Below are 16,801 nucleotides of genomic sequence, written 5' to 3'. Positions count from 1 at the left end.
TCGCTACATGAACAGGCGGAAACAATCCCGGAGTTGACCCGGCATCCATGCCGTTTTGTCCGGTGGGCGTTATCTGTGCCGATGCGTCAGGTGTGCGGATTGCCGGATCAACTCCGGCATTCCGCAAACCCGTCTTGATATGCTTTCGTCAGACGAAGTTGAAATCGTCCTGATGAAGATCGGCAACGGTGACGCCTTCGAGCGTGATGGTGGTGTTCGCGTCGATCGTGATCACCGTATTGTTGCCGTCGTCGGTCATAGCCGCGAGGAGGGCGTCATAGGTGGCAAACAGCGCAGCGTCGAATTCCATCACGTCCTCGCTGCCGGAGCCAGCAGTGAAATCCGCAATGGTGTCATGACCGGTGTCGCCGAAATTGAAGACGAAAGTGTCGGACCCGGTGCCACTGGACAGGATGTCGGACCCACCGCCACCGGTGATCACATCGTCGCCGTCGCCGGCATTAATCGTGTCTGAATTTTCGGTCCCCGTCAGAATGACCTGTCCGTGTTCGTCCAGTTGAATACTGCTCAGCGTGGTTCCATCTGCAAACTCGAATTTCTCGATGTGCCGACCCTCTTCGATGATCCGGACTTCGCCACTCGAAGTACCGTCGTCCCAAGACATTGTCAGAGCATTGCCCCACGCCTCAATCGGATTGGTCCGCGTGCTGTAGTTGAAGTAGCCGAAGGTGATGTCGGCGAGGGTAAGATCTTTGAAGACGAGTGTGTCTAACCCTGTCGCACCAATCTCGCCCCTATGAGTGCGGACGAGCACACTTCCGGATTCCTTGCCATAAAGGTAGGTATCGTCTCCCTCGCCACCGTAGAGGTATTGCCAGCTGCCAGCTGAAGCCCCTGCATCCAATGTGTCATTGCCTTCGCCGCCATATAGGTAGTCGTCTACTGCGCTTCCGATAATCGTGTCGTCGTCTAACGTCCCCCACACTTCGAGTTTGCCATCTTCCCGCAGCTCAATTCGACTTGCCGTGGTCCCATCGGCAAACACGAATTTCTCAATGTGCTGGCCTTCCTCGATTATCCGGACTTCGCCGCTCGAAGTACCGTCGTTCCAGCTCATTGTCAGAGCATTGCCCCACGCCTCAATCGGATTGGTCCGCGTGCTGTAGTCGAAGTAACCGAAGGTGATGTCGGCGAGGGTAAGATCTTTGAAGACGAGTGTGTCTAACCCTGTCGCACCAATCTCGCCCCTATGAGTGCGGACGAGCACATTTCCGGATTCCTTGCCATAGAGATAGGTATCATTTCCCTCACCGCCGTAGAGGTATTGCCACAAGTCGCCTGCTGCCCCCCCGGCATCCAAAATGTCGTCGCCTTCGTTTCCATAAAGCCAATCCCGGCCTTCACCACCCAGGAGGATATCATTGCCTTCTTTACCGTAGATCTTGTCGTGACCCGTACCACCGATCAGCGTGTCGTCCTCGTCCGTGCCGACGATGACCTGATCGGGATCCCGCACCATCAGGTCGAATACCTGAACTGCCGGTGTGGAGCCTGCCTGTCCGTCAATGGCTGTCACCACGATGCTCAAGGTTCCCGACCAGCCAGGGTCCGGCGTGCCGGAGAATGTGCCGGTATCGTGATCGAATTCGAGCCACTCCGGCCAATCGCCGTCCGCGGCCGTGGTGATCAGCGTCAGCGTATCGCCATCGACATCAATGAACGCGTCCGTGGGGATGGTGAAGCTGACATCCGTGCCTTGATCAAAGAACTGGTCGGCAATGATGGTTCCGACTTCCGGATCGTCATTCACCGGATCGATCGTGAGGGTGAACAGTTGCTCGGCATAGTCGCCGCCGTTTTGGTCGTCTGCCCGGATGGCGATGACAATGGAGCCGTTGTAGTCTTGTGGCGGGTCGCCAAAGAAGGTCCTGGTGTCCTCATCGAAACGAAGCCAATCGGGCAACTGCGAATAGAGGATCAGCGGAAATGGACCGCCTGACACCTGCTCCCACTGCCAAGCTTCGTACTCGAGCGGGTCCCCGTCAACATCGGTGAACGCATCGGAGGGGATGGTGAAGCTGAAGGAGCTGTCCTCGTCGAAATTCTGGTCGCTGATCGAGGTGCCGACTTCCGGATCGTCGTTGACCGGATCGATGACGAGATCGAAGGCCAGCGAAACGGGATCGGCGGTGCCGCCACTTGCGTCCAGCTTGATGCTGAGCGTGCCGTTGTAGTCCTGCGGCGGGGTGCCGGAGAAGGTGCCGGTGGACGGATCGAAACGTAGCCAATCCAGGGGCGAACCGTCCGCCTGGGTGGCCGTCAGTTCCGGTGAGACGCCGAAATAATCGATGTAGGCATCCAGCGGAATCGTGAAACTGACTTCCGTATCCTCGTCGAAGGACTGGTCCGGCAGGAAAAGAGGAAGCTCGCTTACGGTGAGCGTGACGTCGTCGAACTGGTAGAATTCCACTTCGCTGACATGATCGGTATCTGTCGGATCGCTGATACGCGTGATCTGAAACGATCCGTCTGCGAGCTGCTCGATCGTGAATTCGTTGATGTTGCCGTCAAAGACAGCGGTGTCGTCGCCGCCCCGGCCGATCAGCGTGTCCGCCCCGGCGCCGCCCTCCAGAATATCCGCGCCGTTGTTGCCGTAGAGAAAGTCGTCACCATCGCCGCCGTTCAGGTGGTCGCCTTCATGGCCGCCGATCAGGATGTCGTCGCCCCCACCGCCGTCAAGCGTGTCGCCGCCTTCGTAACCCAAGAGCGTATCGGCGCTGTCGACGGGAATGTCCGGGTCTCCGACGGACGCAGAGGACAGGTTTTCGTCTCTCCAGATCACATCTTTTTCGCGCAGTTCGACAACGATTCTTCTGGTTTCAACGAGATTGCCGTTGTTGTCATAAACATCGTAGACGAGGTCGACATAACCGGTGCCGTTGCCGTTTTCGTCTATGGTATAGTTGTAGCCGTCAGCTGCAAAAAGTTCAGTTGCCTCGTAGATATAGTAGCCGTCCGTTTCGGGAAAGAACCCGTCATTCTGGCGATGTCCGGGCGCATCCGCCGGAACGCCATAGGTGTAGCCAAGAGCTAGCTCTTCTGTGCTCAAAAGCCTGACTGGTGCCGTGATGGTGTAGTCGAGACTGCGGATGCCCAACACTGTCGCATCTTCGAGGCTCACGAAACCAAAGACGGGTACGGTGCTCATTGTCATGTCACTTTCTCTGTGTGCTTGTTTTGCAGAGGAAAAGACCGGTCATGGTGATGGTCTGACGCGCAGATGCGCAGACGCGCTGAGACGCGGTGATTTGAAACGGGAGAGCGGACGGTCCGCGCGGAGGACACGGCGCTTGCAGGACCGCCGAGTTACGAAGGCGGTATTTTCGGAAATGGTGAAAGCGAAGCAGATCCGTTCAAGCGCATCAAACTTACCTGACGCACTGTCGGGTCCGGAGTTCTCGGTCTTGCGGGATTTGGCCTGTATGCGTGACATTTTGGGACCGGCTGTACTTTTTGGTTCTTTGTCGGCAACCGATCCCCACTGTCACCTTCATCCAATCCTTGATTGTTGGTTAATTTGATGCAACCAACCGATATTCCCGCAAAAAGTGCAATTAGGTTGTGAAGCTGCAAAATTGTAAACAAGGTACGTGTAATTTTTACGAGTATTTCTGTTCATCTCGTAAACTTCAGCGGCCACAACCTGAAGATCCGGCTTATGTGAAGTTTAGGTATTCATTAACCGTTTCACGTGAGGTGTGTGCCCGTTCCGCCGTCCTTGTTTCAGACCTGCCACGGAGGGGGATAGGCGCATCCCGGTGCAGGCCGCGGCCTGCGCATCGCCATGAGCCCGCCACCTGGGTGCGCCAACACCGATTTGGCAACACCGTGTCGTGGTCATAATGTCGCCATGACGCATTCACGCTATTCGTGGTCCGGTTCTGTCGCGATACTGCGCCCCAAAGATCGATGCGTCGGTCGTGCACATTATGAGCGAACGAGGCGGTAACGTCGCAAGCCGCTTCCGCGTTTTGAAGAGGAATGAAACATGTCAGCATTTCCTGACAGGGCACAAGTCGTCATCGTCGGGCTCGGAGGCATCGTCGGGGCATCGGTGGCGCACCACCTTCTGGAGCGCGGCTGGACAGACGTGGTCGGCATCGACAAGTCCGGGATCCCGACCGATATCGGCTCGACGGCGCACGCCTCTGACTTCTGCTACACGACCAGTCACGATTATCTCTCCGTCTGGACGACACAGTATTCCATCGACTTCTTCGACAGGATGGGCCACTACGCGCGGGTCGGCGGCCTCGAGGTCGCGCGCACGGGTGACGACACCTGGATGGAGGAAATCAAGCGCAAGGTCACCTCGGGCAAGGCGTTCGGCACCAATGTCCGCCTGGTCAATCCGGCCGAGATCAAGGAACTGTTTCCGCTGATCGAGGAAGATCAGGTCCAGGGCGGCATGTTCGATCCGGACGCCGGCCTTGTTGTTCCGCGCTCGCAGACCGTGGCCGGACGGCTTGTCGACCTTGGCGAGAAAACCGGCAATCTCAAGGCCTTTGCAAACACGCCTGCACAGTCGCTGATCGTCGAGGACGGACGCATCAAGGGTGTCGTGACCCATCGCGGCACGATCATGGCGGATCACGTCATTGTCTGCGCCGGGCTCTGGGGGCGCCAGATTGCGGCAATGGTGGGCGAGGATCTTCCGGTCATGCCCGTCGACCACCCGCTGACGTTTTTCGGCCCCTATACTGAATTCGAGGGAACGGGAAAGGACATCGGTTACCCCTTGCTTCGTGACCAGGGCAACTCCGCTTACATGCGTGACACGGGTGATCCGAAGACCGCGGAAGGCGGGCAGATTGAATGGGGATACTACGAGACCGACAGTCCGCGCATGTGCCACCCGCGCGATCTGCTTGAAAAGGACCAGGCGCGCCTGTCACCGTCCCAGCGTGACCTTGAAATGGAACAGGTCATCGAGCCGCTGGAACGCGCCATGGAACTGACACCGATCCTGGGCGAGCTCGGCTACAACGAGGGTCATTCCTATAACGGCCTCTTGCAGGTTTCCGCCGCCGGCGGTCCGTCCTGCGGCGAAAGCCAGAAGGTGCGCGGCCTCTGGTACTGCGTGGCGATCTGGGTCAAGGACGGTCCCGGATACGGCAAGCTGATCGCCGACTGGATCACCGACGGGCGTACAGAGATCGACCACGCCCCGATCGACTATTCCCGTTTCTATGCCCACCAGATGACCGAGGACTTCATTGCCGGCCGCTGCTACGAGGCGGCGCAGAAGATCTATTTCCCGGCGATCCACCCCCGTGAACCCTATGCAACAGGGCGCGGTGTTAAGCGGTCCCCGTTCTACGAGCGTGAAGTCGAACTCGGCGGCCATTTCATGGAGCTTGGCGGCTGGGAGCGGGCGCATGGCTACGCCGCCAACGAGCATCTGCTGGAGAAATACGGCAACCGTGTCCCGGTACGCGAGGCGGAATGGGACAACCGGCACTTCTGGCGCGTCTCCAATGCAGAGCAACTGGCCATGAGCGAGGACTGCGGCATCATCAATCTGTCGCATTTCTACATGTTCGACGTTTCCGGGCCGGATCATGTAGCGCTGCTGGAGTGGCTCTGTGCAGCCAAGATTGGTGGAGACAACAATATCGGCAAGGGCATCTACACCCATTTCCTCGACGACGAGGGCAACGTGCGTGCCGACCTGACCGTCTTCCGCATGGCCGACAGGTGTCGCATCGTTGACGGGGCCGATGCCGGACCACGCGATTATCACTACGTCAAGCGCATCGCTGCGGACAAAGGCTTCGATGTGACGGTGACCGATGTCAGCGAAGAGTTCACGACAATCGGCATCTGGGGACCGAATGCACGCGAGAACCTCAAGAAGGTCGTCGCCGACCCGGCCGAGTTGGACATTGAGAACTTCCCGTTCGCCGCGATCCGGCAGATCGAGATCGCCGGAAAGTCCGTCTCCGCATTGCGCCTGTCCTACGTAGGCGAGCAGGGCTGGGAGCTGCACATGAAATACGAGGATGGCCTGGCCGTCTGGGATGCGCTCCGGGAGATTGGCGTGATGGCGGTCGGAGTGGAAACCTATGCAAACTCCCGGCGCATGGAAAAGAGCCTTCGGTTGCAGAACGCGGATCTCCTGACACAGTACAATCTGTACGAGGCCGATCTTGCGCGCCCGAAGGTCAAGGAAGCCGACTTCCGTGGCAAGGCGAAGCACCTGGAATACCGGGCACGCGACAAGCAGCCTGCGATGCTCTGTACACTTGTGATGTCGGAGAACACCGACGGGAGCGGCGTCAAGCGCTATCCGGTTGGGGCCATGCCTGTCATGGATCCCGAGACGGGCAAGACCCTGGTCGACAGTCTTGGCCGGATTTCCTACACGACATCGGTCGCCTTTGGGCCGACAATCGGAAAGAACATCGCGCTCGCGTATCTTCCTGAGGACTATTGCCAAGTCGGCCGCAAGCTGAACGTGGAGTACATGTCGGAGACTTATCCCGTGGAAGTCGCAGGTGTCGGCTACGCGCCGCTCTATGATCCGGAGAACGCGAAGCCGAGAAGCTGAGTGGCGGTTTCGTGCATGCCGCGCTTGGCCGTCTGAGTTTGTTCAGGCCTGCACCGGGACAACCGGCGAAACCCTCGTGGACATCTGCGCGGGTTCTGCTATTGCAGGCACCAGTATTGTTATGGGGTGGCCACGCCGCCTAAATCTGATTTGAAAGACCTCCGCATGTCGAAACTTGAAGACCTGCTTTCGCGCAAGGGCGCACTCCTTGCCGATGGCGCAACGGGAACCAACCTCTTTGATATGGGCCTGGTTTCCGGTGATGCACCTGAACTCTGGAACACGGACGAGCCTGACAAGATCCGGGCCCTTCATCAATCCTTCGTGGATGCGGGTGCCGATATCATTTTGACAAACACATTCGGCTGCAACCGCCATCGGCTGAAACTTCATCAGGCTGAAGGCAGGGTGAAGGAACTCAATGCCGCCGGTGTTGAGCTGGCACGCGAAGTTGCCGCGACCGTTGACCGTGAGGTTCTCGTCGCCGGGTCCATCGGTCCGACCGGAGAGCTGTTCCAGCCCCTCGGTGCCTTGAGTTTCGAAGACGCCGTCGCAGCCTTTCGCGAGCAGATGGAGGGGCTTGTGGAAGGTGGGGCCGATGCGCTCTGGGCCGAGACAATGTCCGCCGTGGAGGAAATGAAGGCCGTCGCGGAGGCTGCCAGGGACTTCGACCTGCCGCTCGTGATCACTGCAAGTTTTGACACGGCGGGCAAAACCATGATGGGACTGCCGCCCAAGGGCCTGGGCGATCTCCAGTCCGAGTTTGCGTGTACGCCGGTGGCCATAGGCTCCAATTGCGGCGTCGGCGCATCGGATCTGCTGGCAGCCATCATGGAAATCACGGAAGCTTATCCGGACGCGATCGTCGTTGCGAAGGCCAATTGCGGCATCCCTCAGATCCAGGGTGACGAAGTCGTCTATACCGGAACGCCGGACCTGATGGCCAGATACACTCACAAGGCGCTTGATGCCGGCGCTCGCATCATTGGCGGCTGCTGCGGCACATCGGCGGCGCACCTGGCCGAAATGCGCAAGGCGATCGACAGCCACTCAGCGGGCGCGCGCCCGACGCTCGACGACATCCTGAGCGACATCGGTCCACTCGTCTCGCCGCCGAACAAGGCAGCGGATGCTGCAAGGGCAGAGGGAGAGGGGTCTGCGACGAGCGGACGTCGGCGCGGACGGCGCAGGGCGTAAGCAAAGACGCCAAATGCCCGGCGGGCATCAGCAACTACCGGGCTTTGCATCCTCAAACGGCGTATCTGTTTCCTTGAGGCTTGCCGAGTCGATTGCCATTGGCTGGTAGGGCGGATCGGTCTGCATGCCTGGATTGCTCATGTGGATCTTGTAGCAACCGGAATAGACGAGGCTCTTGCCGTCTGTCTGCACGGCCTCGATGACCACGGGCAGGGCCCAGTAGATCTGACCCGCCCCGGGATCTGGCGCGGTTGATCCGAACTTGACCGTAACTGATTTGGTTTTGGCGTATCCGGCAGACCAGTCTTTGAAACTCTGAGGCCCTGTATCCGGTTTGAAATAGCCATAGGCTTGCGCGTAATATCGGTTGCTGATCGCATGGTAGTAGCTTTCTACAAGCTTCTGTGGGCTCGAGCGGTCGTCCATGTAGGTCCAGTTATCCGCAAGTGCTTCAACTCCTGGACCGTGAACCGTCAACAGGACGGCAGCGGAAAATAGGCCAGTGGCAAAACGGGTTTTTCGCATCCGGGTTTCCTTTGAAATCGACGGTTTTCTTTCTTCTGGTGGCTGGTTGGTCTGGAAGGAACTTCCTGCACTGCCGATCGTGACTGGAAGTCTGATCATTGTCGGCAGTGGCCTTGTTGCGCTGAATGCCACAATTGTAACAGGGCGCAACCGCGATAGACAGGAAGCAACCGAGTGACGTTTTCCGGGAACCTGCCCTTGCAATTATTCCACTTTGACGTTTACGTAAAAGAAGGTCGGAATACCGGCGTGAATTGAATGGGATAGGAGACGTTCATGCAACTCGTCATGACAGCTGAAGAGATTTCGGCATTTCTGGACCGCGAGTTTCCGCAGATCCATGCGGGCGGCCGCGCCTATTCCATCGAAGGCGTTTCGGAAGGCGAGGCTGTCATGCGTCTGGCGGCGACAGATATTCATTTGAGACCGGGCGGCACTGTTTCCGGCCCCTCAATGATGGCGCTTGCCGATCTTGCCGCCTACGTGGTCATCCTGGCGCATATCGGTCCGGTGGCGCTGGCCGTCACGACGAATTTCAACATCAACTTCCTGCGCAAGCCACAACCGGGAGATCTGCTCGGCACGTGCCGTCTGCTGAAACTCGGCAAGCGCCTGGCGGTGGTGGAATGCGGAATTGCCGGGGCAGGGTCGGAGCAACTTGTCGCCCACGCGACGGCCACCTATTCCGTACCGCCGAGAGATTGACGAACCACAAACTGTTGGTTCACGGCGTATTTGGGTGTATTTAATGAGGTATTATAATACCGTTTTTATAAAGATATGAAAAATATAGCGAAATTTGATCGCCTCTGAAAAAATCATTCTTGACCGTATATTTTCATCGGCGTATAAGCTGCCTCGAACGAATTCAGGGTCCGTTCGCTGGTTCAAATGAAACCGCGCGGGCCCTTTCTTTAACCAACCAAGTTGGATCAAACACATGAAGACCTTCTCTGCCAAGCCGGCTGAGGTCGAGAAAAAGTGGATCTTGATCGACGCAGAAGGCATGGTTGTCGGCCGTCTCGCCGCTTTCATCGCCAACCACCTGCGTGGCAAGCATCTGCCGACCTACACGCCGCATGTCGACACCGGCGACAACATCGTCGTCATAAACGCCGACAAGGTCGTGCTGACAGGCCGTAAGTACGACAACAAGAAATACTACTGGCACACCGGTCACCCGGGCGGCATCAAGGAGCGCACTGCGCGTGGCATCCTGGAAGGCCGTTTCCCGGAGCGTGTCCTGGAAAAGGCCGTGCAGCGCATGATGCCGGGCGGCCCGCTGTCCAACAAGCAGCTCAAGAACCTCAAGGTCTACGCTGGTCCGAACCACCCGCACGAAGCTCAGTCGCCTGAACTGGTCGACGTCAAAGGCCTCAACGCAAAAAATGACGGCAGGAGGGCTTAAGAATGGCTGAGCTGCAATCCCTGGAAGAACTGGGTGGCGCGGTCGATACCGCTGCTCCTGAAGCTCCGGTCCATGTCCAGAAGCTGGACGCACAGGGCCGCGCATACGCAACCGGCAAGCGTAAGGACGCGATTGCCCGCGTCTGGATCAAACCGGGCACCGGCAAGATCTCCGTGAATGGCAAGGACTTCACCGAGTATTTCGCCCGTCCGGTCCTGCAGATGATCCTGCGTCAGCCGATCATGCTGACCGACCGCGATGGCCAGTATGACGTTATCGCGACTGTCACCGGTGGAGGCCTGTCCGGTCAGGCCGGTGCCGTGCGCCACGGTCTGTCCAAGGCTCTGACCCATTACGAGCCTGAACTGCGCGGTGTGCTTAAGAAAAACGGCTTCCTCACCCGCGACAGCCGTGTGGTCGAGCGTAAGAAATTCGGTAAGCGCAAGGCGCGCCGTTCGTTCCAGTTCTCCAAGCGTTAATCGCCCGAACAACTGGTTTAAAGATTTCGAGGAACCCGCCGGAACGATCCGGCGGGTTTTTCTGTTTTCGGGCGGCAAGCGGAAGGACACGGCTTCTGCCCGCAGGAATTTTCAGCTAGGGTCAGGATCCATACGCCTTGCGTCACCGGATCTGACCCGGTCCCGCGAGCCGACCCCGACCAGGCCACATGTCCCAGGCACGTTTTCTTGAAGGCAACCTGTTCCGCCATGTCACGGTGATGTCGTTGACGTCTTCCGTCGGCCTGATGGCGATTTTCGCTGTCGACTTTGTCGACATGATCTTCATTTCCATGCTCGGCAAGGACGAACTGGCGGCTGCGATCGGCTACGCGGGTGCGATCCTCTTTTTTACCACCTCCTTCAACATCGGCGTTGCCATCGCCGCCGGAGCGCTGGTCGCGCAGGCACTCGGGGCAGGGGACAAGGAACGGGCGCGCCAGCGGGCATCGAATGCGCTCACCGCGGGTTTCCTGTTCGCAGCCGCGTTCGCGCTTGGCGTCTGGCTCTTGCTCGGCGAGCTTGTCACCCTGATCGGAGCAAGCGGCGTCACCCATAAATTGGCGGTGCTTTACCTTGCCATCATTGTTCCGACGCTTCCCATATTGCTCCTCGGCATGGCGGGCGGGGCGATCCTGCGCGCGCATGGTGATGCCAGACGGGCCATGATGTCGACCATCGTCGGTGGCATCGTCAACGCAGTTCTCGACCCGATCCTGATCTTCGGTCTGGACCTGGAACTGACCGGAGCGGCGCTTGCCAGTGCGATCTCTCGCATTGCGATCGCTGTCTACGCGCTTGCCCCGATCATCCGCTATCACGGTGGTCTCAGCCTGCCACGTCCGCTGCAGCTGTTCAGGGATCTGCCGCCCGTGTCCGCCATTGCCTTTCCGGCGATCCTGACCCAGCTGGCGACACCGGTCGGACAGGCCTGGGTAACCCGTTCCATGGCCGAATTCGGCGAGGACGCCGTTGCCGGAATGGCCGTCATCGGGCGCATGACACCATTGGCCTTCGCGACCATCTTCGCACTGTCAGGTGCCGTCGGACCGATCGCCGGCCAGAACTACGGCGCGGGGCGGTTCGACCGTGTCCGGGAGACCCTGCGTGATGCCCTGTTGTTCACCGCGCTTGTTGTCGCCGTCGCCGCATTGACGCTCTACATGCTGCGTGAGCCGATCGTGCGGCTGTTCGATGCCGACGGCATGGCGCTCACTCTGATTTATCTTTTCTGCGGTCCGCTTGCGCTCGTCTTCTTCTTCAACGGCATCCTCTTTGTGTCGAACGCCTTCTTCAACAATCTCGGGCGACCGTTTCTTTCCACGTGGATGAACTGGGGACGCCACACGCTGGGTACCATTCCGTTTGTCTGGCTAGGCGGAACCTATCTCGGTGCACCCGGCGTCTTGGTAGGGCAGGCCGCAGGCGGCATCGTCTTCGGGCTCCTCGCGCTCGTTCTGGTGCGGCAGGTGGTCCGGGACGTGGAAAAGCACCCGGTTCAGCCAAAAAGCCCGGGCATTTTCCAGCGCCAGGCGCGTCAGGTGATCCTGTTCTTTTCCAGAAGGTAGCGTCCGTTCTTTGGTTTGCGCCGAGAGCCCACACGCAGCAGCTTCCTGAAACGCGGACATTCCATGTGCGACGGTGCGGTGCACACGGCAACATGACGGATCATGTCTCTGAGACTGGCAAGGTGCCTGATCTGCTCATCCAGATCATCCGCTTTCCGGGTCAGTTTTTCGCGCGAGATATCGGGGCGGCCGTCCGGACCGAACATGTCCCTGATCTCGTCGAGCGAAAACCCGGCGGTCTTGCCGAGCGTGATCAGCGCAAGCTGGTCGAGCACCTCCGGACCGAAAAGACGTTTCAGGCCCCGCCGTCCCAGAGACGTCAGAAGACCCTTTTCCTCATAGTGACGAATGGCCGAAGCGGCAATGCCTGTCTGATGAGAAATTTCCGAAATATCCAGTAACTTCATGCCTTGACCTCAAGTCGACTTGAATTGGTAACGTGGCGCGCTCCTGTCTGAATTGCAAGGAAAATCCATGTCTCATTTTCAACGGAACTCATGGCGGCCATCCTGGTTGGACGCTGCAGCAATTGGTCTGCTTCTGACCGCCAGCTTGAAGATCATGGCGAATGCCACCATCAGTCCGGCCCTGCCGGCACTGGAAGCAAGTTTTTCAGGGGATCCGACTGCCGCTTATCTGACACGCTTCCTCGTTGCTGCACCGTCGCTGACCGTCATTTTCGTTGCGCCCGTTGCCGGTCTGCTTGCCGATAGGATTGGAAAAGGAACGCTTTTGATTGTTGGCGTTGTCCTTTTTGTTCTCGCCGGAAGCGCAGGCGCTTATCTTCCGGATCTTCAATCCATTCTGATAAGCCGCTTCGTGCTCGGAGCGGCGGTGGCACTCACAATGACAGCTCAGGTCGCGCTGGTCGGTGATTTCTATGAGGGATCCCGGCGCAACGCCTTTCTTGGATGGCAGACCGTTGTGATCAACTTCAGCGGCCTGGTCTTCATCGGATTGGCCGGCACACTCGCGGGCCTGTCTCCCAGGTTCCCGTTCCTCGTCTATCTGTTGCCTGTTTTCCTGGTTCCGTTTTTGGCCGGAATACGCCGCCAGGCGCGCAGGGTGCCGCCGCCCGGCAGCGATGAGGCAGGAGCCGGGTTGCCGGGAACGAATGGACGCTGGCTCGTCGCTGTGGCGATCATTTTCGGCCTGACGATGTGCACCGTTATGCTTTTCTTCCTGTTGCCGAGCCAGATACCGTTTTACCTGGTGGAAATTGGCATCGACCCGGCTTCGGGGACTGCCGCAACCCTTGGCGCGCTCATGCTTTCCGGTGGCTTAACTGCGATGCTGTTCAAGCACTTGAGTGACAGGCTCGGGCTCCCGGCGGTCCTTTCGGCCGGCTTCGTGACAATGGCCGCGGGGTTCGTCACCATCGTCTCCTACCCGATCTGGCCGCTGGTCCTGGCTGGTGCTGCACTGATCGGCGCAGGGTACGCCCTCGTGCAACCCGGATTTTTCGTTCTCGCCCTGAAGGTCGCGCCGGGCAATCGCAGGGGCAGCGTTTCGGGACTGGTGACCACTGCTGTGTTTGCCGGTCAGGTCATCTCTCCGCTGCTGTTGACAGTCTGGTTGCAGGAGGCCGGTTTTCGGCCTGTCTTTTTTGGCGCCGCATGCGTGTTTGCCGCATTCGCGGCAGGGGCGCTTGCCACGGCCATATTCGGCGCCCCCGGGAAGGCGGAGGCCTGATCGGATCAGACGTTAAGGGACGGAAGACGGTGTTTCTGCGGCGTGCCGGCAACATAGGTTTCCACCACGCAGCGGTCATCACCAAGTGTCTGCAGCAGGAACAGCTCTTCCGGCAGCGTTTCAACGGTTTCCATGCGCAGCGCCTTTGCCGGTGTTGCATGTGCGTCGAGCACCACCAGATCGGCATCTGTTCCAGGATCCAGCGTCCCGACCCTGTCGGCGAGCGACAGGGCTTGTGCATTCCCGAGTGTGATCCAGTAGAAGCTGGTGAGCGGGTGCATGCGTTGGCGTTGGAGCTGCAGGATCTTGTAACCTTCGTCGAGCGTTCGCAGCATGGAGTAGTTTGTTCCGCCGCCGACATCCGTTGCGATCGCCGTTCGTATCCCTGCGCTTTCTAGGCCGGACTTGTCGAAAAGACCGCTGCCGAGAAAGAGATTCGAGGTCGGGCAGAAGACGGCCACAGATCCTGTCTCGCGCATCACGTGAAGCTCGTGCCCGGTCATGTGGATGCAATGACCCAGCAACGTTTTGGGACCCAGGAGATCGAAGCTTTCGTAAACCCCGAGATAGTGCGCGGCGTCCGGATAAAGCTCACGCGTATATGCAATTTCGTTGTGGTTTTCGTTGATGTGGGTCTGCAGATGGCACCCCGGATGTTCCCTGAGCAGGCTACCGGCAGCCTCCAGTTGCGCAGGCGTCGACGTGATCGCAAAACGAGGCGTTATGACGTATCTTGCGCGTCCCTTTTCGTGCCATTTGGCAAGCAGCCTCTTGCTGTCGTCATAAGAACTCTGTGCCGTGTCGCAGAGATCCGGCGGTGCGTTCCTGTCCATCATCGTCTTGCCGCCAAGCATCATCATGCCCCGGCGTTCCGCCTCTTCGAAATAGGCCTCGACAGAATTCGGATGGCTGGAGCAATAGGCGACCGCTGTCGTTGTCCCGTGTGCGATGAGTGCATCGTAAAAACGAGCTGCGATCCGGTCTGCGTGCGCCTTGTCGGCAAACTTCAGTTCGGCCGGAAACGTGTAGTCGTTCAGCCAGTCCAGCAACTGGTCCGCCCAGGAGGCAATCACCTGTGCCTGCGGAAAGTGGATATGCGTGTCGATGAACCCGGGAAGGATCAGATGCGGACGGTGGTCGACCACCTTGGCATCGTCCGGTGCACGTTCAGAAATTTCCGAAAAGTTGCCGCAAGCCTCGATCATGCCGCCGGACAGGAGCAGGGCGCCGTCTTCAAGGTAAAGATAGGCATCCTTGTCGTCCGCTCCGCGAGGACACGCGTTGAAGGTGAGCAGCCTGCCGCGCAGGAGTGTACTTGTCTGGTCTGCCACAGCGTGAGGTCCTTGATGAGTCTGCGAGAAGCGGGAAGAGCCCCAGTTTTAGTCTTGCTGGCGCCCGGGAACAATGGGGTGCGTCAACCTGTTGAAAAATGCTGGTGAGGGGCGCAGCATCCGCGGTGCGCAGGATCGCGCAATGCCGACAGCGTTTCGATTGGCAGGAACCGATCTCCTCTGATAAAGACCGATTGAAGCAGGTGAAGGTTGCATGCAGCCAGGCAACGCGCTGAAAAAAGGAAGATGAAATGCCCTCAGATTTGCCCCGTCCGACGGACAATGCCTTTCTTGGAAAGTCGCTGAAGGGTGGGTCTCATGAATCGACTTATGCCGGCGCGCTGTCCTTCATGAGGCGGCGATACAGCAGGGACCTTGATGGTGTCGACCTTGCGGTCTGGGGCATTCCTTTCGATGCTTCGGTTTCCAACCGTCCTGGGGCACGTTTCGGACCGCAGGGCGTTCGCAGGGCATCAGCCATATTCGACGGTGATCCGCAGTACCCCTTTCACATGGACCCTTTCGAAAACCTGGCCTGCGTCGACTACGGAGACTGCGTGTTCGATTACGGCCGCACCGCCGATGTTCCCGGGCACATCGAAGCCCAGGCCGCCGACATACTGGCAACGGACACACATCTTTTTTCAATAGGTGGCGATCACTTTGTCACCTATCCGCTGTTGCGCGCGCATGCGGCCAAATACGGTCCGCTCGCCCTGGTCCAGTTCGACGCACATCAGGATACATGGCCCGACGAGGGCGACCGGATTGATCACGGCACATTTACGGGCCGTGCCGTCCGGGAAGGCCTGATCGATCCTGAAAAATCGATTCAGATCGGCATCCGCACGCATGCGCCTGAAACCTGCGGGCTGGACATCATTTTCGGCCATGAACTGGAAGAACTCGGGGTCTCCGGCGTGGTCGATCTCGTGAAGCGTCGCGTGGGTTCCGCGCCCTCTTATATGACCTTTGACATTGATTGCCTGGATCCGGCCTTTGCGCCCGGAACCGGGACACCTGTGTCAGGGGGACTGACATCGCGCGAGGCGCTCTGCATTTTGCGGGGCTTGCGTGAGATAGACTTCGTTGGGGGAGATGTTGTCGAAGTCGCGCCGGCCTACGATCATGCCGATATCACATCTATTGCCGGTGCCAGCGTTGCATTGACCTATATCGGTCTGTTGGCCGAAAGACGGGAAAACGCCGCTACGTAGGACTGAAACAAGGCTGTAGAAGCCCTCAACAATCCTTGTCCTGCGGGCGCAAGCGTCCGGATTATGCGCTTTTCGCAGAGTTGTCGTTGTCGGGTGCCGTTGACCAGAACCGGTAGAGCGGTGACGTGTCCTTCATCTGCCGGAAGAGCAGGGCCAGTTTCTGGAAACAGACAAATTGCGCCGAATAGGCGACAGCCAGTCCGGTGCTCGTCAGGAGCAGGGACGTCATAATCCCTCCCGAGTAGGCAATCACGGCACCGAGCCAATAAACAAGATAAAGCGTTGTGATGCGCGCGCTTAGTTTGTCAGGTATCGGTGTATGCAACCGATTGAGCCAGATCCGTTCGCCAAAACCAACAGCGTTTGCCCAGGTCGGCTTTGTCGACGACATCATCCGTTGACGCTGAAGAAAAAGAAGCCCCGCCATCGTAAGGACGGTAAGGGCAAGGGCGGCAGAGGTTCCGATCCAGATATGTGACCAGATCGAAAGGGTGAGGAGAGCGGGCGTCAGGATCTTGGCATAGGTTGCGTGCGTGCTTGCCTGCTTCACCCCAGCCGACTTTTGCAGGTGCCCGATTACGGAGTTTGCAGGGTGCCCCCTGTGGTGCGCCGCCTGAACTCGCTGGAACTGGTGTCGTTCGGGTGTTTGCATGGTTAACGCTGCGTTTACAATCGGAGCGCAACCATACCCTCAGTCCCGGACACTTGGCAATCTCGGTTGGTCACAACGCCTAAAGTGACGCAGGGCAAGGCAAGCGACCGGAGACAAGTCGTGATCACTGCCTGAGTGGCTTT

General features: G+C 58.7%; 14 protein-coding genes. 9 read left to right on the top strand and 5 right to left on the bottom strand.

The features are described 5' to 3' along the window. Positions 1-148: 148 nt before the first annotated feature. On the bottom strand, positions 149-3,169 hold the full coding sequence (locus tag RDA78_RS23335) for a putative Ig domain-containing protein (RefSeq protein WP_434052158.1): 3,021 nt from the start codon (positions 3,167-3,169) through the stop codon (positions 149-151). A gap of 840 nt (positions 3,170-4,009) precedes the next feature. Between RDA78_RS23335 and RDA78_RS23330 the strand changes: the two genes are divergently transcribed. Then, a complete protein-coding gene (locus tag RDA78_RS23330) occupies positions 4,010-6,571 on the top strand; it encodes a GcvT family protein (protein ID WP_434052157.1) in 2,562 nt (853 codons plus the stop codon). A gap of 165 nt (positions 6,572-6,736) precedes the next feature. Continuing rightward, positions 6,737-7,768 carry a betaine--homocysteine S-methyltransferase gene (gene bmt, locus RDA78_RS23325; RefSeq protein WP_434052156.1) on the top strand — a complete coding sequence of 344 codons (1,032 nt, stop codon included), beginning with the start codon at positions 6,737-6,739 and terminating at the stop codon, positions 7,766-7,768. Between the two features lie 27 nt (positions 7,769-7,795). Here the strand turns inward: bmt and RDA78_RS23320 are convergent, their stop codons facing one another. Continuing rightward, positions 7,796-8,293 (bottom strand): hypothetical protein, encoded by a 498-nt coding sequence (locus RDA78_RS23320; protein ID WP_434052155.1) that lies wholly within the window; start codon positions 8,291-8,293, stop codon positions 7,796-7,798. On the opposite strand from RDA78_RS23320, the gene RDA78_RS23315 reads away from it, so the two are divergent. From RDA78_RS23315 to RDA78_RS23295, 5 genes are all read left to right on the top strand, one after another. Beyond that, complete coding sequence (locus RDA78_RS23315; protein WP_434052154.1) at positions 8,271-8,471, top strand: hypothetical protein; 201 nt, start codon at positions 8,271-8,273, stop codon at positions 8,469-8,471. The genes RDA78_RS23320 and RDA78_RS23315 overlap by 23 nt on opposite strands. Positions 8,472-8,569: 98 nt before the next feature. Further along, positions 8,570-8,998, top strand: coding sequence for a PaaI family thioesterase (locus RDA78_RS23310; protein ID WP_434052153.1), 429 nt, complete (start codon positions 8,570-8,572; stop codon positions 8,996-8,998). Positions 8,999-9,233: 235 nt separating this feature from the next. Continuing rightward, a complete protein-coding gene (gene rplM / locus RDA78_RS23305; RefSeq protein ID WP_319387201.1) occupies positions 9,234-9,701 on the top strand; it encodes a 50S ribosomal protein L13 in 468 nt (155 codons plus the stop codon). Between the two features lie 2 nt (positions 9,702-9,703). Beyond that, positions 9,704-10,180 (top strand): 30S ribosomal protein S9, encoded by a 477-nt coding sequence (gene rpsI, locus RDA78_RS23300; protein WP_422038875.1) that lies wholly within the window; start codon positions 9,704-9,706, stop codon positions 10,178-10,180. A 188-nt stretch (positions 10,181-10,368) separates the two neighbouring features. Continuing rightward, a complete protein-coding gene (locus tag RDA78_RS23295) occupies positions 10,369-11,766 on the top strand; it encodes an MATE family efflux transporter (protein WP_434052152.1) in 1,398 nt (465 codons plus the stop codon). On the opposite strand, the gene RDA78_RS23290 is transcribed toward RDA78_RS23295, so the two are convergent. Continuing rightward, positions 11,736-12,173 (bottom strand): helix-turn-helix domain-containing protein, encoded by a 438-nt coding sequence (locus tag RDA78_RS23290; RefSeq protein ID WP_434052151.1) that lies wholly within the window; start codon positions 12,171-12,173, stop codon positions 11,736-11,738. The genes RDA78_RS23295 and RDA78_RS23290 overlap by 31 nt on opposite strands. A 67-nt stretch (positions 12,174-12,240) precedes the next feature. Here RDA78_RS23290 and RDA78_RS23285 point away from each other — a divergent pair, with 67 nt between their 5' ends. Beyond that, the gene (locus tag RDA78_RS23285; RefSeq protein ID WP_434052150.1) at positions 12,241-13,458 is read left to right on the top strand and encodes an MFS transporter; all 1,218 of its coding nucleotides are present in this window, start codon (positions 12,241-12,243) and stop codon (positions 13,456-13,458) included. Between the two features lie 5 nt (positions 13,459-13,463). Here the strand turns inward: RDA78_RS23285 and guaD are convergent, their stop codons facing one another. Continuing rightward, the gene (gene guaD, locus RDA78_RS23280) at positions 13,464-14,789 is read right to left on the bottom strand and encodes a guanine deaminase (protein WP_434052149.1); all 1,326 of its coding nucleotides are present in this window, start codon (positions 14,787-14,789) and stop codon (positions 13,464-13,466) included. Between the two features lie 251 nt (positions 14,790-15,040). On the opposite strand from guaD, the gene speB reads away from it, so the two are divergent. Continuing rightward, positions 15,041-16,006 carry an agmatinase gene (gene speB, locus RDA78_RS23275; RefSeq protein WP_434052148.1) on the top strand — a complete coding sequence of 322 codons (966 nt, stop codon included), beginning with the start codon at positions 15,041-15,043 and terminating at the stop codon, positions 16,004-16,006. A 61-nt stretch (positions 16,007-16,067) separates the two neighbouring features. On the opposite strand, the gene RDA78_RS23270 is transcribed toward speB, so the two are convergent. After that, positions 16,068-16,658, bottom strand: a complete 591-nt coding sequence (locus RDA78_RS23270; protein ID WP_434052147.1) for a DUF6653 family protein — start codon at positions 16,656-16,658, stop codon at positions 16,068-16,070. Positions 16,659-16,801: the final 143 nt, after the last annotated feature.

It is taken from the genome of Roseibium sp., from assembly GCF_051016195.1.
Taxonomy (GTDB): domain Bacteria; phylum Pseudomonadota; class Alphaproteobacteria; order Rhizobiales; family Stappiaceae; genus Roseibium.
This window is presented reverse-complemented; position numbering and strand designations above follow the sequence as displayed.